Here is a 366-nt window from a genome sequence, read left to right on the forward strand (position 1 = left end):
TGCGTGGTTCTGGCCGCGTCGCTACCTCGGACGTGACCGTCACCCGGGACGGCTCCAGTTGCCGCCGAGCGTCCTTCCCGACCATGCCAAGCCGCTGCGGTGGCCCAGACACTCCCCCGGATACTCGGGGCCTACGGAGATCCACACGATGAAGCGCTTTCCGCATATCGACCAGTACGGCCTGATCGGCGACATGCACACCAGCGCCCATGTCTGCGACGACGGTTCGATCGACTGGCTGTGCCTGCCGCGGTTCGACTCGCCGGCTGTCTTTGCCGGCCTGCTCGGCACGCAGCAACACGGCACCTGGCAGATCGCTCCCAGCACTTCTACTGACCGCTCCGGAGCCGCCACCGCGGTCGCCGA

1 protein-coding gene is annotated in these 366 nt (G+C 67.5%); it reads left to right on the top strand.

Translation table 11 applies throughout. The features are described from left to right. Nucleotides 1-148 precede the first annotated feature (148 nt). Nucleotides 149-366 (top strand): trehalase-like domain-containing protein (locus LCE31_RS40180; RefSeq protein WP_225023267.1); only part of this gene is annotated, 218 nt, incomplete at its 3' end.

The organism is Streptomyces sp. 8L, assembly GCF_020176795.1.
GTDB lineage: Bacteria > Actinomycetota > Actinomycetes > Streptomycetales > Streptomycetaceae > Streptomyces.